The organism is Janthinobacterium sp. JF4 (assembly GCF_059617925.1).
On sequence record NZ_JCAQAV010000013.1, the window covers coordinates 89457 to 116314 of the forward strand.

The window sequence follows — 26858 nt, forward strand, 5'->3', positions numbered from 1 at the left end:
ATCAGGAATTGGTCGACTTCGGCAACTCCGCGACCAGTCGGAGCGAAACGGACAGCTCATCGAGCTGGAAATGGGGACGCAGGAACGACACGGCGCGGTACACGCCGGGCCGGCCCGGCACTTCATGCACCTGCACGGACGCCTCGCGCAGCGGGAACTGCGCCTTCTGTTCCTGGCTGGCGTTATCGTCGAGCAGCACGTACTGCATCAGCCAGCGGTTCAGAAAATCTTCCACGTTGGAGGCGGCGGCAAAGCTGCCGATCTTGTCGCGCATCATGGCCTTCATGTAATGGGCGATGCGCGAGACGGCGAAGATGTACTGCAGCTGCGACGACAGCACTGCGTTCGCATTGGCCGCATCGCTGTTGTATTTGCGGCTTTTCTGCGCCGATTGCGCGCCAAAAAACGCCGCATACGCCGTGTTCTTGCAGTGCACCAGCGAGATGAAGCCCAGGTCCGACAATTCCTTTTCGCGGCGGTCGGTGATCGCCACTTCGGCCGGGCATTTCAGGGCCACGTCGCCCTCGTCCGTCTTGAAGGTGTGGGTGGGCAGGTCGTCCACCAGGCCGCCGCCCTCCACGCCGCGGATGGCGGCGCACCAGCCGTAGTCGGCAAAGGCGCGCGTCAGCTTGCAGCCGAACGCATACGCGGCGTTACACCACAGGTATCTGTGATGGTCGCTGCCGTCGACTTCCTCGACGAAGTTGAAACCTTCGACGGTGGTGCCATCGACGGGGTTGAACGGCAGCCGGCCCAGGAAGCGGGGCAAGGTCAGGCCGACATAGCGCGCATCCTCGGATTCGCGGAAGGCTTTCCATTTCGCGTACTCGATGGTGTCGAACACCTTGGCCAGGTCGCGCGGCTTGCCCAGGTCGCCGTAGCTTTCCAGGCCAAACAGTTCCGGCGCGGCCGAGGCGATGAACGGCGCATGCGCGGCGGCGGCGATGTGCGACATCTGCTCGACGAAATACATGTCTTCCGGCTGGCGCGAAATGGCGAAGTCGCCCAGCAGCGCGGCGAACGGCGCGCCGCCGAAGGTGCCGAATTCCTCTTCATACACCTTCTTGAACATGCTGCTCTGGTCGAACTCCAGCGCGGCCTGAAAATCCTTCACCAGCTCGCGCTTGGTAGCGTTGAACATGCGGATCTGCAGGCGCGTGCCCGTGTCGGAATTGCCGACCAGGTAGCGCAGCCCCGTCCAGCTTTGTTCGAGCTGCTGGAATGGCGCCGCGTGCATGATTTCGCTGAGCTGAGCGGAGATCAGGCGGTCGATTTCCGCCACGCGCCCGTCCAGGGTGGCCGACAGGCTGGCCGACATCAGCACCGTGCCATCGAGCACCTGCGCCACCACTTCCGAAATCAGGTCGCGCGCGCATGTTCGGCGCCGGACTTGGCCACGCGGCTTTGCTCGACGATCTGGTCCAGCAAGTCGGTGGCGGCCGGCGCATCGGATGCGGAGACAGCGAGGGATTCTGGGGCTTCTGCCTGGGCGCTCATCTCAATCCTCCTGCACTGGGAACTGCGGTTTCAAACTGGCCAGGCTGTCCGTGTTGTTCAGCACTTCCGTCAGCAAGTCTTCCAGCTTGTCGTTGCCGGCCAGCTTGTTGCGCAGGTCGGCCAGCTTGGTGCGCGCCTCGAGCAGCTTGCGCAAGGGGTCGACCTGGCGCACCACCGATTCCGGGCGGAAGTCATCCATCGAGCGGAAGTGCAGGTCGACGGCGAACGTGCCGCCCGCCTCGCTGAGGCGGTTCGGCACGGCGAAACGCGCCACCGGCTCCACGCCGGCCAGCACTTCGTCGAAGTTGTCGCGGTCGATGGCGACGAACTTGCGGTCCTTCAGGCGTTTTTTCTCGCTGTCCGGATTGCCGCCGAAGTCGCCCAGCACGCCGACCACGAAGGGCAGCTCCTTGTTCTCAATCGCGTCGCCAATCTCGACGTCATAGGTCATTTGCACGCGCGGCGCGCGTATCTGCTTCAGGCGTTTTTGCACGCTGTCGGACTTGGCCATGTCGCTTCCTTTGCTAAGGGGGATGGTGGGAGTGCCGGCTTATTTCAGGCCGCTGAACGGATCGGACGCGCTGCCTTGCTGCGCCTCGCCTTTCGCCGCCGGCGCGCCGGAACCGTATCTGGCAGCGCGCTTGCCGGCTGCCGGCGGGCGCTTGGCCGGCGGCACCAGCACCTCTTCGCCGATGCTCGCGCGCAGCAGCTTGGCAAGGTCCTGCGCTTCCGAGCGCAGCGAGCCATTCAGATTGTTTTGCCGCGACAGGTCGGCCAGCGCCTTGCCGGACAGGCGCAAGCCGCTGACGGCGACGATGCTGTTGGCGACCTTGTCGTCGGGGTCGCGCTCCAGCGCTTCGAGCGCATGGCCGATGGCGTCACCGTACTGGCCGCGGTCGAACTTCATCTGCGCCATTTGCAGCCACGGCGCCTTGTCGGCCGGGTAGCTGCTGCCGCCGCCCTGAAGCAGGGTCATGGCGCGCTCGTACTGGCCGGCGCGCGCGGCCGCATCGGCCTCGCTCATCACTTGCGCCAGGGTCGGCGCGGCAGGTTTTTTGGGCGCCGGCTGGTCCGGCGTGGCGCAGGCGGCCAACAGCAAGGCGCTGGCGAGGCAGGCAATACGGGGCAACATGGTGGCTGGCTTCATCGGGCATTCCTTCACGTGGAGGACGCTACCGCTGGGAAAGATGGGCGGCGCCTTGGTGGAGGCCATTATTGATCGCCAATTTTTTTGCCAGATTGAGATTAATCAGCAAAGAAGAAGTTCCACGCTACAGCCGCGTGCGGCGACATGAAGCCTGATCTGGCGCAGTAATTGTCTTGATCGCAGACGGACTTTGCGTCAACGCAAGCAGGTCGCCCCTGCATGCGCTTAAATGACTGCAACACTTTTGTTTCCACCCTTCACCTTGCAAAGATCACCCATGCCATCTGACGCCCCGCTCTGCCGCCTGGTCCGCGCCACCGCGCTACTGCTGCCGGCCCTTCTGCTGGCCGGCTGCGCGGGCGGCGCCATCGGCACCCTGGCCAACGCGGCGCTGCAAATGGCCGGCGTGGCCAAGCCGCCACCGGAACTGCCGGACGCGCAAAAGCCGCCGCGCAACGTCAGCATCCGCCTGCATGCGGCGCAGCGCCTCAACACGGATGCCGACGGCCGGCCGCTGGCGCTGGTGGCGCGCATCTACAAGCTGCGCCAGAGCGCCGCCTTCGAGCAGGCGCCCTACGACAGTTTTCTCGACACGCAGCGCGAAAAGGCCGCGCTGGGCGCCGACCTGATGGAAGTGAAGGAGGTGCTGCTGGTGCCGGGCCAGCGCTACGAAGTGCAGGAAAAAGTCAGCAAGGAAGCGTATTTCATCGGCGTGGTGGCCCTGTTCCGCGCGCCTGCGGCACAGCGCTGGCGCGCCACCTTTGCCGCCGCCGATGCGGAACGCGGCGGCATCACCGTCGGCCTGCACGCCTGCGCACTCAGCATCGGCGGCATGTCCACGCTGTCGGCGCCGCGCTGCCAGTAACGCACACCGACACGCCACACATTCAAGGAGAAACGAGATGGGCATGGCAGCAAAAGTCTTGTGGGGAGAAGGCCTGTTCCTGCGGCCGCAGCATTTCCAGCGCCAGGACCAGTATCACGAAGCGCGCCTGCATCACACGGCCAGCGCGCTGCATCCCTACCTGTGGGGCGTGGCGCACATGGCGTGGGACCTGGCGGCGCTGAAGACGGGCACCTTGCGCCTGCATGCCCTGTCGGCGATCTTCCGCGACGGCGAGGTGTTCGAGTCGCTGGGCGACGGCGCGCCCGGCAGCGATACCCTGCCCCCGCCGGTGAACCTGGAAGCGCTGCCGCCGGCGGTGCAGGAAGTGACCTATTATGCGGCGCTGCCCATCCTCAACCGCGAAGGCATGAATTACACGGCGCAGGCGTCAACGGCGGGCACGCCGGCGGCCACGCGCTTTGCCCACGCCATGCGCGCCACGCCCGACCTGTTTACGGAGTCCGCCGTGGCCGACGTGGCCTACCTGAAAAAGACCGTGCGCCTGATTCCCGACAGCGAGGCGCGCGGCTCCTACGACTGCCTGCCGCTGATCGCCCTGCGGCGCACGGTGTCGGGCGGCTTCGAGCCCGTGCCCTCGTTCATGGCGCCCAGCCTGGCAATCGCCGGCGCGCCGCGCCTGCAGGGCGTGCTGGAACACCTGCTCGACGCACTGCAGGCGAAAGTGAGCGCGCTGCACGGCCACCACCGCGAACCGAGCCGCAACGTGATCGAGTTCCGCTCGGGCGACGTGTCCTCGTTCTGGCTGCTGCACACGGTCAGCACGGCCGCCGCCGCGCTGATGCACTACGTGCGCCATCCGGCCCTGCACCCGGAGCGCCTGTACGAAGCGCTGCTGGGCCTGGCGGGTGGCCTGCTCAGCTACTCCAAGCACTACACCCTGGCCAGCCTGCCCGCCTACGACCACGCACAGCCAGGCGCCTGCTTCGACGCCATCGACGCGATCATCCGCGAACTGCTCGACACCGTCATCTCGTCGAAGTATTTTTCCATCGCCCTGCTGGAAGACAAGCCGTCGTACTACCTGGGCAAGCTCGATTCGGGCAAGATCGACCAGCACACCACCTTGTACCTGGCCATTCGCGCCGCCATGCCCGCCATCGAACTGGTGGACGTGGTGCCGCTGCGCGTGAAAGTGGGCGCGCCCGACGACGTGGAAAAATGCGTGCTCACGGCCATGCCCGGCCTCAAATTGTCGCATGCGCCGCAAGTGCCGGCGGCCATCCCCGTGCGCCCCGACACCTATTACTTTGCGATTGAAAACCGTGGCGCGCAGTATGAGCAGATGCTCAAGGCGCAGTCGATTTCCGTGTACGTGCCGGCCGGCATACGCGACCTGCAGCTGGAACTGATCGCGGTGACGGCATGAGCCAGCTCATCGAACGGCGCGCGGCGCCCTCCCTGCTGGGACCACGCGGTTCAGCCCCTGCCGGCACGGCCAGCCGGCATGCCGGCAGCGCCCTGCTGGATCTGATGCACGAAGGCTTTTACATGCTGTTCATGCTGAAGCACGGTTCGGCGCCCGGCGACGAGCAAAGCTTCATGGACCGCATCACGGCCTTCCTCGACGACTTCGAGCGTGAAGCAAAAAAGATCCGCGCCGATGGCGACGATATCGCGGCGGCCAAATACGCGTTCTGCGCGGCCGTCGATGAAATCATCCTGGCCTCGCCTTTCGCCCTGCGCAAACAGTGGGAGCGGCGCCCGCTGCAGCTGCTGATCTTCGGCGACCAGCTGGCCGGCGAACACTTTTTCGACCGCCTCGACGCCCTGCGCGGCAAGGGCGCCATGCGCGTGCAGGCGCTGCAGGTCTTCCACATGTGTTTATTGCTGGGTTTCCAGGGCAAGTATGCGATCGACGGCGGCGAAAAGCTCAGCTACCTGACGGCACGCCTGGGCGACGAGATCGCCCACATCAAGGGCAAGAGCTGCGGCTTCGCGCCGCGCGCGGAACGGCCCGACCAGGTGGTCAACAAACGCGGCAGCGACGTGCCGTTGTGGGCCCTGTCGAGCTTTTTCGCCCTGCTGGCCATCTGCGCCTACCTGGGCCTGAAAACGCATCTGACGCGCGGCACGCAAACGACCCTGGCCGCATATGCGGACCTGGTCAAACTGGCGCCAAGTCCTGCGCACCTGACGATTACACTACCCTGATCATTGCGCACGGATCATTGCGCAATACGGAACTCGATGCGCCGGTTCCTCGCCCGGCCATCGGCCGTGGCGTTGCTGGCCACGGGGCGGTCCGGCCCCTGGCCCGACACCAGCACCGAATCGGCCACGATGCCCTTGCTGGCCAGGTAGGCGCGCACGGCTTCGGCACGCGCCTGGCTCAGGGCCACATTGCTGGCGCGCAGGCCCGTGTCGTCGGTGTGGCCGATCACCTCCACCTTGCGGCCCCGCAGCCTGAGCATGGCGGCCGCCATCTCGTCGAGGATGGCCAGGCCGGCCGGCGTGACGGTGGCCTTGCCGCTGTCGAACTCGATGATGCGCGTGTCCAGCGCCGCGTCGAGCAAACCCTGCTCGGCCTCGGCCGCCCTGACCCGCAAACCATTGTTGACGACATACGTGGGATTGAGGCTGGTGGCGATGTCGCTGGCGATCTGCTGGCGCTGCGCCTCGTTCGCCACTTCGCCGCGCACGCTGACGTTGTTGCCGGCGATGCTGATCTGGCCGCGTGAAATGAGCTTCAGGTTCGGCGCGATCAGCTTTTGCACGTAGGCGTTCCAGTTGGCTGGCACGGCCACGTTGCCGATGGCGATCTGGTCGACCACGCGCTCGGCGCCGTACAGTTCGCGCAGGCGGGCCAGCACGGCCGCCTTGCCCGCTTCGTCGGCCAGGGTGCCCGTGACGAGGATCTGCCCCGGCATCGGCGTCTGGGGCGCTTGCGCCTGCGCGCGGCAGGCAGTGGCTGCAGGAAGCAGCAGCGGCAGCAGCAGGAACATGACAGGAGATTTCATCGCAATCCTTCAGACAAAGGTATCGGCAAACATGGCGCAGGCCGAGCGCAGCGACAGCTGCTCCTGCTGCAGGCAGGCGGAAAACTGGCGCAGCGCCGCATCGCGTCCCAGCTGCTCCTCCACCCAGTCGAGCTGGTCGAAGACGATCAGCCGTTCGCAGCCCGCCTGCGGATCGATCAGCGCGCGCAAACCGTGCGGGTCGGCGCCGCAAAAGCCGATCACCAGCACCGGCGCCTCGTCGAGGTGGGAAAAGAACAGCGCCAGTTCGAAATCGGCCTGGCGCAGGAAAGGCGCGATCAGGTGCAGCCAGAAGCTGGCCACCAGTTCGCGCAGCTGCGCATCCTGCGGCAGCGGCAGCACCAGGCTTTTTTCCAGGCGCGGCAAGCCGCTCTGGCGCACGGGCTGCAGCAGCAGGCCCAGGCCCAGCAGCAATTCGCGCACCGTCACGGGAAACGCGGGCGACGCCAGCATCATCTGCAGGCCATGCACCGTCTGCGCCTGCAAAAAGGCGGCCAGCCGCGCCGCGTGGCCAGGTGCGTCCGGTTCGACTTCGACCACGTTGCCGGCCAGCGCCAGCAGGGCCGGCCCCGGTTCGGCGCTGGCCACGATGCCTTGCGACAGCTGCTCCACGCGCCGCCACAGCGGCGCCAGCGCCAGCGGGCTGCAAGCGACAAAGGCGTCGGCGTCATCGACTTCCAGCGCGCCCATGGCCATGAAGGGAAAGCGCCGCAACGACTGGTCGTTGCTCGCTTCCAGGCGCCCGGCGATGGCGCGCCGGCTGCGCGTGCCGACAAAGGCAAAGCGCAGCGGCGGCAAGGCGTCGTAATTGAGCTTCCAGCGCGGTTCCACCGTCAGGGCAATCATGACCTGCGCCAGCCAGTCGTCGAGCAGCTGCACCAGCGCGTGATTGTCGCAAGCCTTGATGAAGTCGCCGCGCGCGGGGATCTTGCCAAAGTAACCGAGGCGCACCTGCTGTTGCGCGCGCATCATGGCGCCACCCCGGGCATGGCTGCGGCGGCGATGGCCGGCGCCGGCACTTGCACTGGCGCGGCAGGCGCGCCGACGATGGTCTCTGGCAGCTGCATGCCGCGAAAGCCCTGCTCCTGCAGCGCCGCAGTCCCGCCCGCGCCGGCCGTCTCCGCGCTGCTGGTGATTTTCAGGTCGACCGCCACGGCCACCTCGCCGCGCGCCCAGCGCAGTTCGAACACGCCGCCCTCCTTGCGCTTTTTGGTGGCCGCATCGATCATGCGCTTCAAGCCGAATTGCCCCGGCTCGTTGAACAGCTCCACCGTGCGCCCGTCGAAGGTGACGGCCGTGATGCGCGCGCCTTGCTGGCCCGATGCACCCTGCGGGCCCGGATGCACCATGTTCGTCCACTGCGCCGGGGTATTGCGGTAGCGCAGCTGCTGGCCGTCGATCTCCACCGTGTATTCCAGCGTGCCCGGCGCGGGCGACGGCTGGATCTGGAACACGGTTTGTGCCGCCGTCGAGGTGGCCGCCACACCGCCCGCGCCCAGCGGCGCGATCCAGCCGGGAAAGCGCGCCACCACCTGCGGCGCCAGGCTGATGCCCATGTCGGCCCAGGTACGCGGCGCCAGCACGTCGCCGCGCCGCACCACCAATGGGCCCATGGAGGTCGTGACGAATTTCGCCACCAGGCCTTCCGGGCCGAAGAACTGGCCGATCTCCAGGTTGCTCGCCTCGATGCGCGCCGTGGGCGCAAACGGATACTTGTTGGCCAGCGATTTCTGGAACGGCTCATACACCTGCGCCGCCCAGGTCTTGTTGATATCGAGTTCGGCCGGCGCGACGATGACGGCAAAGGTCTGCATCAGCGGGCGCACGAGGATGGGACGAATCGCCTGCTTTTGCGCGTCGCTCATCCCCGTGAGCACCTGCTCGTCGACCAGTGTCAAGGCGTCGGCCAGTTCGGAACCGCTGCCCTCCAGGGTCTGCTGCATGAACTGGCGCGCGCCCGGTCCAGCGTCGCCCTGGTTCTTCAGCTGGTTCAAACGGCTGCGCAGTTTCGACAGCGCTTCCAGGTAGGCGCGCATCAGCGAGGCATTGTTGTCCCTGGTCGCCACCAGCTTGCCCACGCCGGCAAATTCGCGCCCCACGGGTCCCATGGGTTTATCCAGGCGGGCCGGATCGAGCTGCGCATGGAGACCGGGATTGGCCGTCAGCTGCGATGGCGCCCGGCGCAGCACGGTTTCCTTGAACCAGGCGACGATGCCCCGCTCGGCCTTGCGCAATTGGGCATTCTGCAGCGCCGGGTTGTCCCACGAAGTTTCCTCGTAAATGGTCGTCAGCAGTTTGGCAATTGGCGACGCTTGCGGGTCGCCCAGGCGGTTCATCGCCTGCACGGCGCCGTCGAAGCCTTTCAGGTCGGCGACGGCGACGCCCTGCACGAATTTTTGCCACTCGCGCGCGTAGTCGGCCTTGTACATGGCCACCAGGTTTTTCTCGATCTGCTCCGGACTGCCTTCCAGCGTCAGGTCGTCGGTGGAGGCGCTTTTCAGCACCCAGTCGGCGCTTTGCAGCTCGCGGTTGGCGGCGTCGCGAAATGCGCCCTCGACGAACTTTTCCCACGCCCGGCGCGTGAAGGCGCCGGAGACGGCGTAGCTGCCCGCCAGCAGCGCCTGATCCTGTTCGCCGACGATGCGCGCCACCGTCATGCCGGGAAAGCGCGTCGAGGCGCGCGCCTTGACGTCGGCATACACGCGCTCGCGCGCCGGCATGCCGCGCACCACGCGGCGCAGGTTTTCGCGCGCCTGGTCGACCAGCGCCAGCTTCTGCTCGATGCGCGGCCAGGACGGGTCGCCGATCTGCGCCAGGTAAAAGGTCAGCAGCCGTTCGGCGCTGCGTATCATCTGCTCGCGCGGCATGGCGCCCCGGTTTGCCTCCAGCCAGCCGCGCCAGAAGCGCGTCAGCTGGTCGTTCAGGTGGCTGCTTTCGGCGTGGGCCTTATCGGCCAGCATCAGATAGGTTTTCAGCGCGTTGTAGGCGTCTTCCACATTCGTCGCGCTGGCCGCCTGGTACTGCACGCTGCGCGGCGCGGCGGCCGGCGTCTGCGGCGTGCGCGCCGTGGGCTGCAGCTGGTCGGCGCTGGCGTTCATTTCGAACAGCAGCGCTTCCAGCGCGCCCGCCGCGGGGATGAGCATGACCTGGCGCGCGCCGGCAAAATACTCCTCGCGCAGCTTGCGTTCGAGCAATTCGCCCTGGTACAGGCCCAGGCGCAAGGACCAGGGCCGCTGCGTGCGGTACGCTTCCAGCTGCTCGATGCGGTCCTGCAAGATCTCGAGCGCTTCCAGGCGCGACTGCAAGTCCAGGCGCCGCTCCTGCAGCTTCACCACTTTATTCAGATCGGCCTCGACATTGGCCACCAGTTGCCGGTTGCCCAGGTAGGACCAGCTCCAGCCGCCCAGGCAGGCGCCCAGCGACACCGTCGCGGCAAAGAACACGGCATATTTGAAGCGCAGCTTGGCGCGGTTGGCATAGTTGGCGACCAGGTGCTTGTCGGCAAAGATCACCTTGCGGAACAACTCCAGCAGGAAATAGCCATGCTGGCGCGCGCCGGACGGCGCCGCGGCCGGGGCCGGCGCGAAGGCCAGGTCGAAGCGGCGCGCCACCTGCTGCGAAGAGGCACTCACGGGCTCGCCCTCCTGCAGCGCGCTGGTAAAGTAAAAGCCGCGGAACACGGGCTGGAACTGGAACGGGTTTTCCTCGAACAGGGTGGCGATGAAGGCGCGCAGGGCCGGCTTGATGGCGGCGAACTCCAGCGGAAAGGTAAAGACGCCGGGCGCCATCGTCTTGCGTTGCCGGTGCGCCATGTTCGCCAGGCTCAGCTCCGTCAAGCCATCGTGCAATTCATCGAAACTCTGGTCGAAAAACGCCAGCAAGTCCGCCGTGGGCAGCTTGCGCTGGTAGGGCATGGTGGCGCCCCAGACGCGCTCGCGCTCGCTGCGTTCGGCATCGGCGAAAAACTCCGTGAAGCCGGCGATCAGGTCGGCCTTGGTAAACACGATGTACAGGGGCGCGAACACTTCCAGGCGCTCGATGACGTCCTGCACGCGCTTGCGCAGGCTGCGCGCCAGTTGCATGCCGACGTCGGGGTCGCCGCCCAGTTCGGCGATGCTGACGGCGATGAGGATGCCGTTGATGGGCGCCTTGCGCCGGTATTTTTTCAGCAGGTCGAGAAAGCCGAACCATTCGCCGCGGTGCTCGTCGACGACGGAATAGCGTCCCGCCGTGTCGAGCACGATGCCGTCCGTCGTGAAAAACCAGTCGCAGTTGCGCGTGCCGCCCACGCCTTGCATGATCTTGCCGTCGGCGAAAGGGAACTGCAAGCCCGAATGCAGGATGGCGCTGCTCTTGCCGGCTGCCGGATTGCCGATGATCATGTACCACGGCAATTCGTACAGGGCGGCGGCGCCCGATTTGAGGCCCAGCTTGGACGTCTTGATGGTCTCGATGGCGGCCAGCATGCCCGTGCGCACGGCGTCGAGTTCGCCCAGCTGGGTGCTGCTGGCCGTGGACGCGGACGCCGCTTGCGCGGCGGCGATCTCGGCCTCGTTGAGGATGGCCTGGCCCAGCGCCTGCGCATCGCGCCGCGCCCGGCGCCGGCGCCACAGCCACCAGCCCAGCCAGGAGACAAAGGCCAGCAGCAGCAAGGCCAGCGCCCAGATCAGCGCCACTTCCAGCGCCCCGGCGCCCAGGTACAGGAACACGGCCAGCGCCACGAAGCCGAAGATGGTCAGATTACGGCTGTCGGTGAGGAAATGCCAGATTCGTCGCAGCATGATGAGCCCAGGGTGAGGTCGCAAAGCAGGGGGAATGCCGCCGCGCAGCGAGGCGGAGTCGGCCCATGCTGACAGCAATGCGGCCTGCCTTTGTTGACATATGACAAGTACCAGGCGCCAGCGCGCGGCAGGCGCCGGCGTGCCATTGACTCTGCGCAAGCAAGCTTGCAGCTGTGAAAATCGGGCCGCCACGCGGCGCTAGAATGGCTGGCGCGGCTTACTTGCCCAGCACGCGCGGTCGCGGCAATTCCGTGTGGCCAAAATCCATCATGGTCCAGCGTCCGCCCCAGCGCAGGCCCACCGATTCGGCCGTCACGCCATACAAACGGTAGCCGCGCATGGCCCAGGCATTTTTTTCAGAAATGATGAGCTTTCCTTCATGCATGAATGCGCAATCGGCCGCCAGGCCATACTGGTGATAGCTTTGAAACGCCCTGGCGTTCGTCACGTTCGGGCCGGCCGCCGCCAGCTGATCCTGGCGCGCGGGACTGCGATAGCCTTCCAGCAAGACCATGTCGTAGCCATGCACGTCCTTCATGATCTTGAAGACCAGCAGCAGGCGCTGCGCGAAATCGTGGTCGAGCAATTGCCAGTTGCGGCTGGCGCCGCCCAGCAGCGGGCGCAGCTGCGTCACTTCCGCCGTGGAAAACAGCAGCGGCGGCAAGGCCGGCGGCGGCACCAGCTGCTCGCCTTTCAGCAAGTCGCTGACCTGCTCATTGATCGCATGTTGCTGGTCCGCATAGCCACGCAGGGCGATGCGGTCGCTGGACAGCCAGGCCAGCAGCGGCGGCACGATGACCAGCACGCTGCCGGCCAGGCTCAGCCAGCGATGCCGCCACAGCAGCTGCCAGGCGCGCGCCATGCCCGACCCCGTATGCTGCTGCACGCGCTGCCACTGCGCGCCGCTGCCGCCTTTCAGGTGTTGCGCGCGCCGCTGCATGCGCCAGCCCAGGTTGACGAGCGTGTGCAGCACGATGGCGCGGCCGCCGGGGAACAGCAGCAGCCAGCAGGCAAAGCAGGCAAGCAGGAAATACATCAGGACCAGGGCGACGAACATGGGGCGCTCCGTGATGGGGATAGTCGGGGCCGGACAGGCAATTGCCCGGCGGTATCGCTAGATCGTAGGCGTCCGCGGCCCGCATGAGCGCGGTTTACATCAAGGTCAGTCGAGTTTGATCCACTGCGGAGGTGATATTTTGTCTGTATTGAAAACCGGGAATGGCCAGGCGCGCGGTCCTGACCTGCTGAGCAAGGCGGGCGCGCCTATCGAAGGCAAGGGCATCCTGTCACAACTCGAACACGGCGTCGCCGTGCCTGCGGCCAGGCCGGCCGTGCGCTGGCATCCTGACTGGCGGCACTGGAGCGCTGGCGCGCTGTGCCTGGCGGTGCTGATCACCGCCGTACTTGCCTATGAGAAGGAAGTCCCGCCCCAGCCGCCAGCGCCCGCCGCGGCCATGACGGCGCCCGGAATGCCGGCGCCAACGCTACTGCCGCACGCGATGCAGGCGGCCACCATCGTCAATACGGCGGCACCGCCCTTGCCCCAGGTGGCGGCCGCGAGTGCGCCGCGCAAGACGCCACCGCCCGTGCGCCAGGCCGCCGCGCGAGAACAGGGGACTAGGCCGGCTGTCGCGCCCGGCGACAGCGACGTCGCCTTGCTGACGGCCATGGTCGCCCATGCGCACCGGCAAGAAGGCACGGCAGCGCCTGCGCGCGACGTGGTGCTGCGCAGGCAGGAAGAAGAGACGGCGGAACTCTTGCGGCGCTGTCAGCAGCTGGGCCTGATCGAAGGCATGCTGTGCCGCTCGCGCATTTGCTCGGGCCGCTGGGACAGCGATCCGGCCTGCCACTGAGAAACTCACGTATTTCGCGGGTGAGCGGCCGCGGCCATGCGGCCTTGCAAGAAGCCTTCCATCAGCGCCAGCAAGGCCTGCGGCTGTTCCTGGTGCGGCGTATGGCCGCACTGCTCGACCATGGCGGACACGGCGTTGAGCGCCTGCGCCACGATCGTGTCGACCTGGGCCGCGCTACCGTACTGGTCCTCGCTGCCCTGCAGCACCAGCGCCGGGCATTCGACGGAAGGCAGCAGGTATTCGATGTTCCAGAACTGGAATCCATAGCTGAGCCAGGTATCCGACCAGGCCTTGAAGATGGTCTCCGTCTTGTCGCCATGGTATTTCGCCAGCGCGCGCAGCTTGCCCGCGCCAAACGCCGCGTCCGCCACGCGGATACCGTCGAGCGTGATGCCTTCGACAAACACATGCGCCGCCTCGGTGATGATGCCGCGCAAGCGCGGCGGCTGCTGCGCCGCATAGATCAGGGCGATGCTGCCGCCATCGGAGTGGCCGATCAAAAAATGGTCCTGCCCCGGCAGCAGTGCGGCGAGCACCTGCGGCAGTTCGCACAGCGCATAGTCGTGCAAGTAATGGAGCTGGCGCCGCCCCGCCAGCGGCGACGACTGACCATAGCCGTGGCGGTCATACAGCAAGCCGCGGCAGCCCGTCGCCTGGCATAGCTGCGCGGGAAAATCCTTCCACATCGCACAGCAGCCGAGTCCCTCGTGCAGGAAGACCAGGCAGGGCTTGGCGGGATCGCCTTCGATCAGTTCGTAATAGATATCGGTTTCGGCACTCAGGTTCAGTATCGGCATGGGCTAGGCTCGCAACGGGTTGCGCATCGACAGGTCGGCTGGACCTATTGTGCCATTGTCCTGCGCGGCATGCGTGGCGCCTGCGTAGAAATAGCCTGGAGGAAAAGATATGGCCGCTTGCCTGCACGGTGTTTGCGCCAGCACAAGTGAGTGCCGTTTTTCCGGCGGCGCCGCGCGCTTTTTGCCTGCGCGTTTACCTAGAATGGCTTACTCCAACAGCATGGAGCAGGCGGCTACCTTATCAGCCAGGCCGTGACACTGGCCGTCACGGCAACAGATAGGGCGTCTTGCCGCACGACGACAGGCGCGGCGTCCAAACTATCGATCAGGAGTACATCATGGAAATGAAAGTAGAACATCGCACCGGCAGCAACCTGGCACTGGAAGAAACCAATGCGCCGATGGAGCAGGAAGGAAAAAGCGCAAAAGGCGCAGCCGCACAGGACTTGAACCTGAGCGCCGCCGCCTTCACCACCTATTACACGTGGACCGCCAATGGCGTGCATCCTTCGGTCAACTTCGTCAATGCCAATGTGAAGGCCAATTCGCGCGTGTTGCTCAACATCAGCGAATATGGCGCGAATGCCCAGGACCGCTTCATTGGCGCCGCCCGCATGGCCGTGTACAACATCGCACCGTACAACGGCGGCTTCCGTGCCTGGGTGGATATCTCCTGGGGCAGCCCGCTCAAGGTACGTTTCGACGTGTTTGTCGATCCCTGATCCGGGAAACACGGCGCGTGTCCCAGCCACCAGCTGGCCGGCAGCGCGCACGTCGCTAAGGCACTGAAGGGATGGCCAAGCGTGGACGGAAACCGTGCGCGCATGACAAAAGGGCCACGTGTTGCCACGTGGCCCTTCGCTACTGCTTGTTCTGGCTCCCCGACCTGGACTCGAACCAGGGACCTGCGGATTAACAGTCCGTCGCTCTACCAACTGAGCTATCAGGGAAAGGAGGCCGAATTATATACGTCAAAATTTCTCATGTCCAGTCGTTACCACATCGTTGCTGCACGGTTGCTGCATGGCCGGCAAAACAGGCCGCCAGCGGGCAAGCCTCGACGGATGGCTGTGTCCGTCTGCGCGGCGTCACGCAAGATAGTAGAATAGCCAGGCCTTGCCGACACGCAAGGCACACAACGGCATGCCGGCTGCGAGGCGTCAACCACGCCCCGCGCGGACATGCGCTTGCAAGGTTCGCCTTGCCCCTGGCTGACTGCTCTCATCCGACATGACAGAATCAAGCGCAACCCTGGTGGACAAACCCGGCAGCGGCGACAGCTCGGCGGAAATTGCCGAGCATATGGCGGCCGCCATCGTGGCGCGCCAATTGCCGCCCGGCACACGGCTGCGCGAAGAGGCGCTGTGCCGGCTGTATGGCGTCAGCCGCACCAAGATCCGCGCCGCCCTGCTGATTCTCTCGAAAGACAAACTCATACGCATGGTGCCCGACAAGGGCGCCTTCGTCAGCCAGCCGACGGAAGCGGAGGCGCGCGACATCTTTGCCGCGCGGCGCATCATCGAGGCGGCCCTGGCGCGCGAATTCGTCGCGCGGGCCAAAGCCGCCGACTACAGGATGCTGGAGCGCCACCTGAAAGCGGAGCGCCAGGCGCTGGCCCGGGACACGCCGCTACGCTCGCAACTGCTGGGCGACTTTCACGTATTGCTGGCCGATATCGCTGGCAACGCCGTCCTGCGCGACATCGTGCGCGAACTGGTGGGCCGCAGCTCGCTGATCACCATGCTGTACCAGTCCGGCCACGCCGCGGCCTGCTCGTGCGACGAACACGGCCGCTTTCTCCAGGCCGCGCGCAGCGGCGACGCCGACCTGGCGGCGCGCCTGATGGTGGAGCACCTGGCACACGTGGAAGCAGCCTTGCGCTTCGACGGCAGCGCCGGCGAGGCCAAGAAAGACCTGGTGGCGGCGCTGCTGATGTAAGCCGCCCCATCAAAAAAGGCCGCCGATGCGGGTGCACGGGCGGCCTTGTTTCATGCGCCAGCAACCGCTTGCCGGCAAATGCGCTACTCGCTCAAGTAGATAAACTTGAACAGGAAGATGGCGGCAATGATGTAAGCCACCACCGATACCTGCTTGCCCTTGCCCGTCAACAGTTTCAATACCGCATAGGTGATGAAGCCGAAAGCGACGCCGCTGGCCACCGAATAGGTAAACGGCATCATCAGCGCCGTGATGGCGGCAGGAATGCTTTCCGTGCTGTCATCCCAGTCGATGAAAGTCAGTTCGCGCAGCATCAGACAAGCCACGTACAGCAGCGCGGGCGCCGTCGCGTACGGCGGCACCGTGTGGGCCAGCGGGGCAAAGAACAGGCTGCCCAGGAACAGCAGCGCGACCGCCACGGCCGTCAAGCCCGTGCGACCGCCCGCTTGGACGCCAGCCGCGCTTTCCACGAAGGCCGTGGTGCTCGAGGTGCCCAGGCAGGCGCCGGCGGCGATCGCCGTGCTGTCGGCCAACAAGGCCTTGTTCATGCGCTCCATCTTGCCGTCCTTCAACAAGCCGGCACGGTTGGCCACGCCCATCAGGGTGCCCGTCGCATCGAACAATTCGACCAGGAAAAACACCAGCACCACATTGATGATGCCGATCGACAGCGCGCCCATGATGTCGAGCTTGAACAGGGTCGGCTCGATGGCGGGCGGCAGCGAGACGATGCCGTTGAACTGGTTGCCGCCAAAGAAGAAGCTGGCAATGGTGATGGCGAGAATGCCGATCAGGATAGCACCCTGCACCTTCAGGCGGTCCAGCGCAACGATGATGAAAAAGCCGAGGATGGCCAGGATGGGCGCCGGCTTATGCAAGTCGCCCAGGGCGATGATGGTGGCCGGGTTCGACACCACCACGCCGGCGCTTTTCAGGGAAATGATGGCCAGAAACAGGCCGATACCGACCGTGATGGCCGTGCGCAGCGCGGGCGGGATGCTGTTGATGATCATCTCGCGCACCTTGAACAGGCTGACCAGGATGAACAGGCAGCCGGAAATGAAGACGGCGCCCAGCGCCACTTCCCAGCTCATGCCCATGCCCTTGACCACCGTGTACGAGAAATACGCATTCAAGCCCATGCCCGGCGCCAGCGCGATCGGGTAGTTCGCGTACAGGCCCATGATCAGGGTACCGATGGCGGCCGCCAGGCAGGTGGCGACAAAAACGGAGTCTTTCGGCATGCCCGCGTCGCCGAGGATGGATGGGTTGACGAAGATGATGTAGGCCATCGTCAGGAACGTGGTCAGGCCGGCCAGCAGCTCCGTGCGCACATTGGTCCCGTTGTCCTTCAGTTTGAAATAGCGTTCCAGGAACTGCATGATTAACCCCTTGTTTTGGTAAAACCGCGCGCCTGGTCTTGGACTATGCGCATCTTTTTTTCTTGCAACTATTTATTTGGTCGCTGCGTTGGCCGGCTTGAAGGCCCACCAGCGGCTGCCCGCAAAATTCCAGACCAGCCCGATGCCCGTCGCCAGCACCTGCGCCAGCCAGTAATACCAGCCCAGCTGGTGAACCAGCAGCCACATCAGGCCCGTATTGATGCACCAGCCGATGCCCAGCAAAGTGAAATACTTGGAAGCCGCCTCGCCATGTCCCTTGTCGCTTTTAAACGTGAAAAAGTAATTGAGGACGTAGTTGACGACGGAACCGAGGATGTAACCGATGCCGGACGCGGCGGCGGCGCTGATGCCGGCCCATTCCACGCCGCCCCACAGCACGCTGTATTGCACGGCCGTGCCGGAAGCGCCGACGGCGGCGAAACGCAAAAATTGGTGATGCAGGGAATGGGACATTGTCAATTTTCAAATGAGCGAAAGCAGGATCGGGCCAGAATAAAAAATGGCTACGATTGCTCGTAACCATTTTTCAGCCTGCATTTTACTGCAAGTTGCGCCCAACGTTCATATTCGCCGCCGCTTCGACACTTATTCCTTGCGCTGGCGGCGCCTGCGCAGCCATACAAACAGCGCGATCAGCAGCAAGATGCCCACGATGCCGCCCGGCAGCATGAACGGCTGCATGCGCGCCAGCACGGGTTTCTCGCCGCCGCTGCGCGCCTGCGCCACATACGCGGGGGTGACGGACACGGCCGGGTTGCCATACTGTTTCAGCACGTAATTGGCGATAGCGGCGATCTGCTCGTCCGTCAAGGGCTGCACGTAGGAACGCTGGTCGAAACGGGGCATGAACGCTTCGTGCTCCTCCCCTTCGACCTTGCGCTCGACGCCGAACAACATGGCCGAGACGAGGTTGGCCGGCGTGTTGCCGCCCGTCGCCGTGTTGTGGAACAGAGCGGGATACGCCTGGCCCGTGCTGCCGGCGCCGCTGGCCGAATGGCAGCTGGCGCAGTAGCCGGAAAACAGCACGGCACCGCTGTTGAGCGAATGGTGCTCGGTGGAACTGGCCATGCCGCGCAGCGCAGCTTCTTCGCTGGCGGCGCTGCCATAGCTGAAGGCAGCCTTGGTCTGTCCCGGCGCGCGCACGGGCGGCACCGTGCGCAGCCACGCAACGATGGCGGCCACGTCGTCATCGCGCAAGAATTGCAGGCTGTTCTGGATGGCTTCGGCCATGCCACCCGCCGCCTGCCCCTTGCCTTCCACATGGCCCGTCTTCAGGTAGGCCGTGAGTTCCGCATCCGTCCAGGCGCCGATGCCGCTGACCTTGTCGGACGTGATATTCGGCGCATGCCAGGAACCGAGCGACGCGCCCGCCAGGGTCTGGCTGCCGATTTCCGCCATCAGCGCGTTGCGCGGCGTGTGACAGGCGCTGCAGTGCGCCAGGCCTTCGGCCAGGTAGGCGCCACGGTTGATCTGCGCGCCCTTTGCCGGGTCGGGCACGAAGCGTTTACTGTCAAGGAACAAGGTATTCCAGCCCAACATGGAAAGGCGCACATTGAACGGGAATGGCAGGGCCGTCTGGCGCGCCGGCTCGTCAACTGGCTTGACGGCCTGCATGAAGTAGTCATACAGGTCGCCCACGTCCGCATCCGTCAGCTGCGCATAGCTGGTGTACGGCATGGCCGGATACAGATGGCTGCCGTCGGCGCGCACGCCTTCGCGCAGCGCGCGCGCAAAATCGGCTTCGCTGTAATGCCCGATGCCGCCTTTTTTCGATGGCGTGATATTCGTCGCGTAGATCGTGCCCAGCGGCGAGTCGATGGCGTAGCCGCCCGCATACGGCTTGCCACCCGCTGCCGTATGGCACGCCATGCAGTCGGCCGCGATGGCCAGGTAGCGGCCGCGCTCCAGACGCGCATCGGGGCCAGCCGCAGCGACTGCAGCCGGCGCGGCCGGACGGTCCGGCGTCAGCGTGACGGGCGGTGCCTGTGGCACGGCGTGCGCGGCCAGGGGCAAGATAGCCGCCAGCGCCAGACTCAGCAATAAACGGTGCATCATGCTGCCTCCCTTGCCAGGGTACGGGCGATGTCGTCGGCCGCGCGCAAACCGAGCGCGGCCATGCTGAGGGTGGTGTTCACGACGCTGGCTGACGGCATGGCGCCGCCGCCCGGCAGCCACAAATTGGCGTGATCGTGCGCGCGGCAATTACCGTCGACGACGGAGTCAAGACGGTTACGGCCCATGATGACGCCGCCCATGATGTGGTTATTCGCGTTCAGGCTGTCGGTGATGTGGAATTCCACGGCGCCGAACAGCTTGCCGATGTGCTCGAGCTGCGCATGCGCGGCCTTCGCGCCATCGCGCACGTAATCGCCCACGTCATAGTAAATGTCGGGGCAGGCCAGACCCAGCGGGTCCTTGCGCGTCTTGCTCAAGGTCAGGCGGTTGTGCGCCTCGGGCAACGGTTCCAGGCTGATCGACAAGTCCACGCCGAACGCGGCGCGGCGGCGGATCTCGTCGTCGAGATCCTTGCCCACCAGGCCCAGCTTCAACGACTGCTGCGTGGCAGGTCCCACCCTGGTGATGTTGTTCAGGATCATCTTGTTGGCCGAATACTGCGCGCGGAAGGCCCCATCGCGCGGTCCGACCAGGCAGCTGCTCTGTGCGGGACCACGGCCCGTCCAGATCGGCTCGTTGGCGAGGAAGGTACAGTGGAAGCCCGAGTGGTCCATCATGTTGCGGCCGACCTGATCCGAACTGTTGGCGATGCCGTTCGGATTGTTCCGGTTCGCCGCCAGGAGTAAAAGGCGCGGCGTTTCGATGCCGTTGCAGGCGATCACGAAGGCCTTGCCCGTCGCCATGTGCGACTGTTTTTTCGCGTCATACCAGTGCACGGCCGTCACGCGGTTGTTCTGGTCCGTATCGATGCGGTAGACGACGGCCTCGGCCAGCACGCCCGCGCCCTTCAGCTCGGCCCGCTCCACGTGGTGGATGCCGTTGTACATGGCGCCGATGGGGCAGATCGGCTGGCAATTGTTATTGCCGCAGCAAGTCGGGCGGCCCTGCCACGGGCGCGTCGAGCGGCCTTGCGGAATCGGCACGGAGCGGTAGCCGTGCGGGTTGACCACTTCGGCGAAGCGCTTGTCGCCATAGCCCCATGGCACCATGTCCATCGGATACGGCGCGCTGCGCTCGCTGGGCGATTGCAGGGCGGGATCGTTGGGGCCGGCTACGCCCATTTCCTGCTCGGCGCGGCAATAGTACGGTTCCAGCTCATCGTAGGAAATAGCCCAGTCGCGCCCTACCCCGTAATCGCTTTTCATGCGCATGTCGGACGGCAAATGGCGCCAGCACGACGCAGCCCAGTGCCAGGTGGTGCCGCCCACCGTGCGCAGATAGCCTTGCTGGAAACTGCTGCCGCTGGGGCCGGACAATTCCACGTAGTTATTCTTTGGGAAATACAGCGGCGCGGGCGCATTGTCCGCCTGCGGATACAGGCCCTGGAAGTCGGAACCGACGCGGTTCTCGAACGGCATGTTGCGCCAGTTTTCCACGGCTTGCCCCCGCTCGATGCGCAGGCCCGCTTCCAGCATGATCACGGAATGGCCCTGCGCGGCCAGCTGGTCGGCCATCATGGCGCCGACGACGCCGGTCCCGACGATGACGACATCGGCGACGACGTCGCCATTACTCTTGAATTGGGGTGATTTCATTTTGCTTGCTTGCCTTTCGGTTCGGGAGTGCCAGTGGTGGCCGGGGCCGGTACGGGTTTTGGCGCCACGGGCGCGGCGACGCGCACGGCCGGCGGCGCCTTCAGCCACCACAGGGGGCCGTAATTGCAATAGGTGGGCACGACCTGGCCATCGGCCACCGTGCGGTACATCAACGCTTCCGCATACGCGACGACGATGGACTTCGTGCCCTGCGCGGGATGGCCGGCAACAGTGCCCGTGTACCAGGCGGCAACGATGGCCAGCGCCAGCTCGCGCAAGCCGGCGTCCGCAGCGGTGGCGGCCGCCAGCAGCGCCTTCGCGTCCTGGCCCGTGACGAGCAGCGCACCCAGTTGCGGCAAGCGGTCGGCGAAGCCGGGCACGTTGCTGTGCATGGCTTGTTCGATGCGCGCCGCCGTGGCGGCGGACAGGTCGCGGTGGCCCGTGATGGTTTGCGACAAGGTGTAGAACAGCATGGTGGCCGGCGCCAGGCCGGGCGCCGGGGCGCTGGCCGGCGCCGGCATGGCGGCGGACAGGGGATTGCTCCAGAAACCGGCCTGCGCCAGCAAGGCGGCCAGGCCGATCAGGGCGTGGCGGCGGCTGATGTGGGGAAGGGATGAAACGGATGCTGCAGATGGTTCGCTGCCTGGATGGTTCATGAGACTCCCGCAAGACTTGTTGTTTTATTGACTTCGATGATTGCGCTACAGTGCATTTGCGCATAAATGGAACCGGTTCCATATTATCCTACAGAAGTAAATAGTCTGCCAATGAAGTACTACTACTACAGAGACACTGGCCGGTGCAATGCCTGCATGGATTGATGAGTTTCGCGCAGGCAAAACGCCAGTCCCGGCTGGCAGCCCAGGCGGTAATGGAAGTCGAGCACGCTGCCGCCAGCCAGGACCGGTTTGCCCGGCAGGGCCAGGGGCAGGTTCAGGCTGCAGTCATGGTCGCCCAGCACGATGTCGCCATGCACGCGGATGCGCGTCAGCAGGCGCGGCGCCTGCGCCAGCACGTCGGGCAGACGGATGCTGGCGGCCGGCAAGCTGTCGCCCAGTTCACCCTGCCAGGCGCGCAAGGCGTCACCATCGAGGGCAAACACGCGGCCCCAGTCGGTGCAAGGCTCGCCCGGCGCGCGCCGGTCCAGGCCCAGGTGCACGGTGACGGATGCCGGCAACAGCGCCGCCGCAGGCGCTTGCGCGTGCAGATTGCGCAGGATAGCCACCTGCGGCTCCTTGCCCAGCGCCGTATTCATGGTCTCGCTGACGATCACGTCCGGCATGGCGCCGGCAGAAATGCGATAGGCGGCCGCATCGGCGCAAATGTACTCGGCGACGTGGCCATCCAGATCCACGGCTGTGATCAGGTCGCGCGCATACGCCAGGGTCTCGGCATGCACGTCGAGGATGGCAAACTGCACCAAGTCCGCATCAAGCATGGCCATCACCGGCAGGGCCAGCAAGGCGAACGGGCCGCAGCCCGCGTACAGCACGTGCACGGGCCGCCCGCCGCTGACGCCCAGCCGCTCGCGCACGGCCAGCGCCAGGCCCTGGATGAAGGCGGCGCTGCGGTACGGTTCGCGCGCGCACAGGCCCGCCTGCACGGGCGAGATGGCCCAGCCGCTAGGGAGAAAACTTTCGCCATCGCGCAAACCATCTTGCCGCTCCATGGACAGGCGCGAATGGCGTTCGACGAGCTGGCGCAGCTGCACCGTTTCGCCGACCAGGCTCGCCAGGGAACGCTGCGGATCGCACAGCGCAGCGGCGATGGCGGTCAGTTCGGCGCGTGCCGAAGTCACACGCGACTCCACGGAAAAGGCGGGATACAGACAAAATGCATGGCGGCTTCCTTGAAATGATTGCCAGTACGCGGAAAAATTGGCAGCATAGCAAATAACTGTACGCCTGTTAATCCATCTCCAGCTGCAAACACCTACCGGAGCACCGATGCACGTCTTGCCGCTTTCCGCCCCCTACCAATTGCGCGTCCAGCGCGACGATGACGATGGCTTTGCCGCCGCGCTGTACCGTTCCACGCGCGACGACTTGCGCCAGATATCGGCCGAGCCCGCCGTCATCGAACAGCTGATCGCCATGCAGCAGCGCATGCAAAGCCACGGCTATCGCCAGGCGTATCCGCACGCCGCGTACCTGGTGCTGCAGCACGGAGACACGCCCATCGGCCGCCTGATCCTGGACCGCCGGGACCAGGTGCTGCACCTGATCGACATCGCCATCCTGCCCGCCGCGCAAGGCCAGGGCGCCGGCAGCGCCGTGCTGCGCGGCCTGCAGGCGCAAGCGGGGGCGGAGCAATGCCGGATCCACCTTGCCGTCAACAAAAGCAACGCCGCCGCGCGCGCCCTGTACCAGCGGCTGGGCTTTCGCCGGCGCGGGGAAAACGAGGTGCAGGAGCAACTGGAATGGAGCGCGCCATAGTGCCGGCACAACATATCCCCAGCAGCTGGCTGCAGCTACCGCTGCACTTTGACGTGGCGCGCATGCAAGGCGACAGTGACCAGTTCGCCGCCGGCGAGTGGATCAGCCATTTCAATACGGGCGCCTACGACCAGGGCTGGAGTTGCGTGCCGCTGCGCTCGGCAGGCGGCCAGGCCGGCCACATCATGCCCATCGACGGCGCCGCCTACGCCGCCACGCCGCAACTGGCGCGCTGCGCCTGCCTGCGCGAGGTGCTCGCCAGCTTCGCATGCGAGATCCGCGCCGCGCGCCTGATGGCCTTGGCGCCAGGCGCCCTCATCCGCGCGCACCGCGATGCCGGCACGTCGCTGGCCGATGGCTTGATCCGCATCCACATCCCCATCCACACTTCGCCGCAGGTGCTGTTTACCATCGATGACGAGACGGTCCACTTCACGGCCGGCCACGCCTGGTACATGGATGCCAGCTGCCTGCACGCCGTGCATAACCGGGGCACGGCGCCGCGCATCCACCTCGTGCTCGACTGCGTCACCAATGCCTGGCTCGAAGCGCTGTTCGCCTCGGCCGGCTTCGTGCCGAAGGCGGCCCCCAAATATGGCGCCCCCGGCATCCACGATGGCAATGTGCACGCCGTCATCGCCCAGCTGCGATTATCGCCCTCGCCTGCCAGCCTGGCGCTGGCCAGCGAACTGGCCGCGCTGGCCGCCTTGGCCGACGGGAACGCGCCTTGAGCGCCGCGCCGGGCCTGGCCCAGCAAGAACGCCTGCTGGCCAGGGGCGAGACGGTGGCATGGCATGAGGGCATGAACTTGCGCGGCTGGTATCCACTCTACGTAGAGCGCGGCGATGCGCTGGCGGACGCTGCCATGTGCTGGCGCGACCTGGGAGAAACGGCTTTCGGCGACGCCTTCTTTGTCAATACCCTGGCGCGCCAGCCGCATGAGGAGCGCCGCGTCTGCCGCACGCCGCTGGCGGCGCTGGCCACGCTCGGCGATTGCCTGGCGCCCGATGCCTTCATCTTCCACGTCTCGCGCTGCGGCTCAACCCTGCTGAGCCAGCTGCTGGCGTCGTTGCCGCAATGCATAGTCATGTCCGAGCCACCCGTCATCGACTCGCTGCTGCGCCTGTACCACGACAGCGGCGACCCGGCAGCCAGCATCACCCTGCTGCGCCAGGCCATCCTGGCCCTGGGACAGCGCCGCTCGGGCAAAGAGACGCATTTCTTCATCAAGTTCGACTGCTGGCACATCCACAGCCTGGACTTGCTGCGGCAAGCATTTCCCGGCACGCCCTGCCTGTTCGTCTACCGCGAACCGCCAGCCGTGCTCGCCTCGCACCAGCGCCAGCGCGGTCCGCAAATGGTGCCCGGCATGCTGCACCCGGCACAGCTGCCACTGCCCGCGCACCAGCTGGCGCCGGGCGATATCGATGGCTATACGGGCCTGGTGCTGGCCAGCCTGTTCGACGCCGCCTTGCCCCATGCGGCCGCCGGCCAATTGCAGCTCATTAACTACAATCAATTGCCCGGCATGGTATTGGACGACTTGCTGCCCCGCTTTCGCATCGCCCCCACCGCCGGACAGCTGCAATCGATGCGCGAACGCGGCGGCGTGCATGCGAAATATGGCACGGTATTCCGGGGCGACGCGCCGCATGCGGTAAGCAGCCCGCCGGCCATGGCGGAGCAGATACAAGCAGGCTATCAGGCACTGGAAGCGCTGCGCATAGGAAATTGAAGCTGCATCAGCGTGCCATCGGCACTCGCCATGAAAGGCAAAAAAGCCCGGTGAAGGACCGGGCTTTTTTGCGTGGCAACTGTTGCACTGCGCTGAGCGGCCGCGCCTCAGCCTGGAAAAGCTACTTAACCGCGTTGCGTGCGACGGCGGCGTGCCATGAAACCCATCAGACCCAGGCCGGCAGCCAGCATGGCATAGGTCGACGGTTCTGGCACGGCCGTGACCGATACGTTGTCGAGTGCCGCACCCCACACGCTGTTTTTATTATTCCCTTGAAAGTACAAGGTGCTGTTGGCAGCGGTGGCAATAAAACTGAACCCTTCGTTTACCCAGCCCATGTTGGAAGGAGACCGGCCCGTACTGTCAAAAGTGAAGCTGTGCACGCCCGTGACGCCCACATCCACCAACTTGAGGCTGCCGCCACCTTCGGCATTGCCGGCCAGGCTAAAACTGACGTTGTACTGCTGTCCTACCACTGTGCCGAAAGACTGCGAAATACGTCCGCCAGAACTGCCATTCAAATCCAGGCTGTAATTGCCCTCCGCATGCTTCCAGTATTGATTGATGATGTCGACGCTGCCGCTGTCCACGTTCCAGGCGCCCAGACGCCCGCCGCTGTTTATCTGAGCGAACGGGCCACTAAACGTACTCGATTCGAAGCCGCCATTGCTCAACAAGTTAGCGTGCGCCATAGGCGCAACCAGAATCAGTGCAGCTACACCAGCCAAAGCAGTCAACTTACGCATAATCCAATATCCCTTTTATTTTATTCAAGAAATTTATTTTTCCTGAAGTCATCAGCTTAAGGCTGGAAAATTAAAAAATCAATAATATTCTTAAGTTAATAACAAATAATTCGTCAAGCTTCGGCCGCTTTCGCATCGGAGCTCCGGCGATCATGAAATTGAAAATGATGTGGATGACGCAATGATGTGCAACGCACAAGCGGGCAAACCCTGAAATGTAAAAAGCCCAACCGGTAAAGGCTGGGCTTTTCGATACTGCTGATGTTCTGGCTCCCCGACCTGGACTCGAACCAGGGACCTGCGGATTAACAGTCCGTCGCTCTACCAACTGAGCTATCAGGGAAAAGAGGCCGCATTCTATAGGGGAAATTTTACGATGTCCAGATTTCCCCCAGAAAAATGTGTATTTTTCCGGCGCCACCCTGCCCGGCGGCCGTCAGCCGGGTTGCTCTTGCGGATAGTAGTCAAATACCAGCACGCGACCCAGCCATGGCTTGAGCTGCTCGACAAAGGCCAGGTGGGCCGCATGGCTCAGGTACACGTCGCGCGCGCCGGCGTCATCGAAGGTCAGGGTAAAGCAATCGGTAAAGCCGTCATCGAGGCCTTCCGGGCTGACATTCGGCCCCCACTCAAAGTGCCGCACGCCGGGAATGCGGTGTTTCAGCTGGGAAAACTCGTAGACGAGCTCGGCGTGCTTGGCAGACGTGATGCCATCGAGGAAGTCGCACAGGACGATATGGCGCAAGGCGGAGGTACAAGTCATGGGAAGGGGCTCCTGAAGTGATGCCTTCAGGATAGCGCAAAACGCGATCACGCACCGGCCGGCTCCGCGGGCTGCGGCGGAAAACAAAAAAGGCCATGTTTTTCAACATGGCCTTCCGAATTCTGGCTCCCCGACCTGGACTCGAACCAGGGACCTGCGGATTAACAGTCC

At 65.0% G+C, this 26858-nt stretch carries 24 protein-coding genes, 2 tRNA genes and 1 pseudogene; 9 read left to right on the forward strand and 18 right to left on the reverse strand.

What is annotated here, in order from left to right; genetic code table 11:
* Nucleotide 1: 1 nt before the first annotated feature.
* The 3 genes and pseudogenes from tssC to AC54AF_RS12860 form a co-directional block, all read right to left on the reverse strand.
* Nucleotides 2–1497, reverse strand: a pseudogene (gene tssC, locus AC54AF_RS12850) (type VI secretion system contractile sheath large subunit).
* A gap of 1 nt (nucleotide 1498) precedes the next feature.
* The gene (tssB, locus tag AC54AF_RS12855) at nucleotides 1499–2008 is read right to left on the reverse strand and encodes a type VI secretion system contractile sheath small subunit (protein WP_496636844.1); all 510 of its coding nucleotides are present in this window, start codon (nucleotides 2006–2008) and stop codon (nucleotides 1499–1501) included.
* A 39-nt stretch (nucleotides 2009–2047) separates the two neighbouring features.
* A complete protein-coding gene (locus AC54AF_RS12860) occupies nucleotides 2048–2644 on the reverse strand; it encodes a hypothetical protein (protein WP_496636845.1) in 597 nt (198 codons plus the stop codon).
* Between the two features lie 277 nt (nucleotides 2645–2921).
* Between AC54AF_RS12860 and tssJ the strand changes: the two genes are divergently transcribed.
* From tssJ to icmH, 3 genes are read left to right on the forward strand one after another with little or no spacing between them, the layout of a single operon-like run.
* On the forward strand, nucleotides 2922–3509 hold the full coding sequence (tssJ, locus tag AC54AF_RS12865; RefSeq protein WP_496636846.1) for a type VI secretion system lipoprotein TssJ: 588 nt from the start codon (nucleotides 2922–2924) through the stop codon (nucleotides 3507–3509).
* A gap of 37 nt (nucleotides 3510–3546) precedes the next feature.
* Nucleotides 3547–4917, forward strand: coding sequence for a type VI secretion system baseplate subunit TssK (gene tssK / locus AC54AF_RS12870; RefSeq protein WP_496636847.1), 1371 nt, complete (start codon nucleotides 3547–3549; stop codon nucleotides 4915–4917).
* On the forward strand, nucleotides 4914–5702 hold the full coding sequence (gene icmH, locus AC54AF_RS12875; RefSeq protein ID WP_496636848.1) for a type IVB secretion system protein IcmH/DotU: 789 nt from the start codon (nucleotides 4914–4916) through the stop codon (nucleotides 5700–5702). The genes tssK and icmH overlap by 4 nt, the downstream gene beginning before the upstream one ends.
* A gap of 14 nt (nucleotides 5703–5716) precedes the next feature.
* On the opposite strand, the gene AC54AF_RS12880 is transcribed toward icmH, so the two are convergent.
* The 4 genes from AC54AF_RS12880 to AC54AF_RS12895 form a co-directional block, all read right to left on the reverse strand.
* A complete protein-coding gene (locus AC54AF_RS12880; protein ID WP_496636849.1) occupies nucleotides 5717–6508 on the reverse strand; it encodes an OmpA family protein in 792 nt (263 codons plus the stop codon).
* Nucleotides 6509–6517: 9 nt separating this feature from the next.
* Entirely contained in the window at nucleotides 6518–7498 is a 981-nt protein-coding gene (tagF, locus tag AC54AF_RS12885) for a type VI secretion system-associated protein TagF (RefSeq protein ID WP_496636850.1), read from the reverse strand.
* Entirely contained in the window at nucleotides 7495–11307 is a 3813-nt protein-coding gene (gene tssM, locus AC54AF_RS12890; RefSeq protein ID WP_496636851.1) for a type VI secretion system membrane subunit TssM, read from the reverse strand. The genes tagF and tssM overlap by 4 nt, the downstream gene beginning before the upstream one ends.
* A 217-nt stretch (nucleotides 11308–11524) precedes the next feature.
* Nucleotides 11525–12364, reverse strand: coding sequence for a M15 family metallopeptidase (locus tag AC54AF_RS12895; protein WP_496636852.1), 840 nt, complete (start codon nucleotides 12362–12364; stop codon nucleotides 11525–11527).
* Nucleotides 12365–12503: 139 nt separating this feature from the next.
* Here AC54AF_RS12895 and AC54AF_RS12900 point away from each other — a divergent pair, with 139 nt between their 5' ends.
* On the forward strand, nucleotides 12504–13160 hold the full coding sequence (locus tag AC54AF_RS12900) for a hypothetical protein (RefSeq protein ID WP_496636853.1): 657 nt from the start codon (nucleotides 12504–12506) through the stop codon (nucleotides 13158–13160).
* A 5-nt stretch (nucleotides 13161–13165) separates the two neighbouring features.
* Here AC54AF_RS12900 and AC54AF_RS12905 read toward each other — a convergent pair whose 3' ends face one another.
* On the reverse strand, nucleotides 13166–13957 hold the full coding sequence (locus tag AC54AF_RS12905) for an alpha/beta fold hydrolase (RefSeq protein WP_496636854.1): 792 nt from the start codon (nucleotides 13955–13957) through the stop codon (nucleotides 13166–13168).
* A gap of 338 nt (nucleotides 13958–14295) precedes the next feature.
* Between AC54AF_RS12905 and AC54AF_RS12910 the strand changes: the two genes are divergently transcribed.
* A complete protein-coding gene (locus tag AC54AF_RS12910; protein ID WP_496636855.1) occupies nucleotides 14296–14679 on the forward strand; it encodes a hypothetical protein in 384 nt (127 codons plus the stop codon).
* 152 nt (nucleotides 14680–14831) lie between these two features.
* On the opposite strand, the gene AC54AF_RS12915 is transcribed toward AC54AF_RS12910, so the two are convergent.
* Nucleotides 14832–14907, reverse strand: a tRNA-Asn gene (locus AC54AF_RS12915).
* 280 nt (nucleotides 14908–15187) lie between these two features.
* Between AC54AF_RS12915 and AC54AF_RS12920 the strand changes: the two genes are divergently transcribed.
* Entirely contained in the window at nucleotides 15188–15895 is a 708-nt protein-coding gene (locus AC54AF_RS12920; RefSeq protein ID WP_496636856.1) for a GntR family transcriptional regulator, read from the forward strand.
* Nucleotides 15896–15978: 83 nt separating this feature from the next.
* Here the strand turns inward: AC54AF_RS12920 and AC54AF_RS12925 are convergent, their stop codons facing one another.
* From AC54AF_RS12925 to AC54AF_RS12950, 6 genes are all read right to left on the reverse strand, one after another.
* Nucleotides 15979–17277, reverse strand: coding sequence for an NCS2 family permease (locus tag AC54AF_RS12925; protein WP_496636857.1), 1299 nt, complete (start codon nucleotides 17275–17277; stop codon nucleotides 15979–15981).
* Nucleotides 17278–17349: 72 nt separating this feature from the next.
* Nucleotides 17350–17751 (reverse strand): GtrA family protein, encoded by a 402-nt coding sequence (locus tag AC54AF_RS12930; protein ID WP_131687170.1) that lies wholly within the window; start codon nucleotides 17749–17751, stop codon nucleotides 17350–17352.
* A 132-nt stretch (nucleotides 17752–17883) separates the two neighbouring features.
* A complete protein-coding gene (locus AC54AF_RS12935) occupies nucleotides 17884–19353 on the reverse strand; it encodes a c-type cytochrome (protein ID WP_496636858.1) in 1470 nt (489 codons plus the stop codon).
* Nucleotides 19350–21008, reverse strand: coding sequence for a GMC family oxidoreductase (locus tag AC54AF_RS12940; RefSeq protein ID WP_496636859.1), 1659 nt, complete (start codon nucleotides 21006–21008; stop codon nucleotides 19350–19352). The genes AC54AF_RS12935 and AC54AF_RS12940 overlap by 4 nt, the downstream gene beginning before the upstream one ends.
* Nucleotides 21005–21664 carry a sugar dehydrogenase complex small subunit gene (locus AC54AF_RS12945; protein ID WP_496636860.1) on the reverse strand — a complete coding sequence of 220 codons (660 nt, stop codon included), beginning with the start codon at nucleotides 21662–21664 and terminating at the stop codon, nucleotides 21005–21007. Before AC54AF_RS12945 ends, AC54AF_RS12940 begins: the two co-directional genes overlap by 4 nt.
* Before the next feature lie 125 nt (nucleotides 21665–21789).
* On the reverse strand, nucleotides 21790–22806 hold the full coding sequence (locus tag AC54AF_RS12950; RefSeq protein WP_496636861.1) for an SAM-dependent methyltransferase: 1017 nt from the start codon (nucleotides 22804–22806) through the stop codon (nucleotides 21790–21792).
* A 148-nt stretch (nucleotides 22807–22954) separates the two neighbouring features.
* Here AC54AF_RS12950 and AC54AF_RS12955 point away from each other — a divergent pair, with 148 nt between their 5' ends.
* The 3 genes from AC54AF_RS12955 to AC54AF_RS12965 are packed head-to-tail and all read left to right on the forward strand — an operon-like array spanning nucleotide 22955 to nucleotide 25178.
* Complete coding sequence (locus AC54AF_RS12955) at nucleotides 22955–23443, forward strand: GNAT family N-acetyltransferase (RefSeq protein ID WP_496636862.1); 489 nt, start codon at nucleotides 22955–22957, stop codon at nucleotides 23441–23443.
* Nucleotides 23428–24174, forward strand: coding sequence for an aspartyl/asparaginyl beta-hydroxylase domain-containing protein (locus AC54AF_RS12960; RefSeq protein ID WP_496636863.1), 747 nt, complete (start codon nucleotides 23428–23430; stop codon nucleotides 24172–24174). Before AC54AF_RS12955 ends, AC54AF_RS12960 begins: the two co-directional genes overlap by 16 nt.
* Nucleotides 24171–25178 (forward strand): sulfotransferase, encoded by a 1008-nt coding sequence (locus AC54AF_RS12965; protein ID WP_496636864.1) that lies wholly within the window; start codon nucleotides 24171–24173, stop codon nucleotides 25176–25178. Before AC54AF_RS12960 ends, AC54AF_RS12965 begins: the two co-directional genes overlap by 4 nt.
* A gap of 125 nt (nucleotides 25179–25303) precedes the next feature.
* On the opposite strand, the gene AC54AF_RS12970 is transcribed toward AC54AF_RS12965, so the two are convergent.
* The 3 genes from AC54AF_RS12970 to AC54AF_RS12980 all read right to left on the reverse strand — a co-directional run bounded on the left by AC54AF_RS12970 (nucleotide 25304) and on the right by AC54AF_RS12980 (nucleotide 26687).
* On the reverse strand, nucleotides 25304–25924 hold the full coding sequence (locus tag AC54AF_RS12970; protein ID WP_496636865.1) for a choice-of-anchor C family protein: 621 nt from the start codon (nucleotides 25922–25924) through the stop codon (nucleotides 25304–25306).
* 267 nt (nucleotides 25925–26191) lie between these two features.
* Nucleotides 26192–26267: transfer RNA gene (locus tag AC54AF_RS12975), tRNA-Asn, on the reverse strand.
* A 93-nt stretch (nucleotides 26268–26360) separates the two neighbouring features.
* A complete protein-coding gene (locus AC54AF_RS12980; protein WP_496636866.1) occupies nucleotides 26361–26687 on the reverse strand; it encodes a Dabb family protein in 327 nt (108 codons plus the stop codon).
* Nucleotides 26688–26858: the final 171 nt, after the last annotated feature.